Below are 534 nucleotides of genomic sequence, written 5' to 3'. Positions count from 1 at the left end.
AAGCTCGCCCGCCTGCGCGACATCGCGGAGGAGAACCGCTCGTGTGGCGCTTCAACAAGGGCGGCGCCCAGCGCAAGACAGTGCGCATGCGCCGAAGTCTTCTGATCAACGCCACGCCGGCTGTTCTCGCGGCGACGCTGGCGGGGGGCGGACTCTCGGTGCTGCCGATCTTCTGACGGGGGATTACCTCGCAAGCGGGCGACTCGTTCAGGTCTTGCCCGATTGGTCCTTGCCGGCGGGCGGCGTCTACGCCGTGTACCCGACGGCGCGCTTCGGCCCCCCGAAAGTCACGACGTTCGTGTCGATGCTGGTCGAAGCGAACAGACGACCGTCATAAACGGATTCGGTGTTGCTCAGATCGCGCCGCATCGCCCCTTTCCATTCAGTCGGCCGTGATGTGGGCCTCGCGCACCACGCGCTCCCACTTGCGCGTCTCCTCGGCCATGTAGGCCGCCATCTCCTCCGGGGTCGAGCTCACCGCCTCGAGCCCCGTGTTGGAGATGCGGGTCCTCACCTCGGGCTTGCCGAGCGCCG

1 protein-coding gene is annotated in these 534 nt (G+C 67.4%); it reads left to right on the top strand.

Going from position 1 to position 534, the window contains the following annotated elements; translation table 11 throughout:
• Positions 1–43 precede the first annotated feature (43 nt).
• Entirely contained in the window at positions 44–337 is a 294-nt protein-coding gene (locus ABTU92_RS30640; protein WP_408095290.1) for a LysR substrate-binding domain-containing protein, read from the top strand.
• The last annotated feature ends 197 nt before the right edge of the window (positions 338–534 follow it).

The sequence above is a fragment of the Rhodoplanes sp. SY1 genome (assembly GCF_046000175.1).
Lineage (GTDB): Bacteria > Pseudomonadota > Alphaproteobacteria > Rhizobiales > Xanthobacteraceae > Rhodoplanes.
This window is presented reverse-complemented; position numbering and strand designations above follow the sequence as displayed.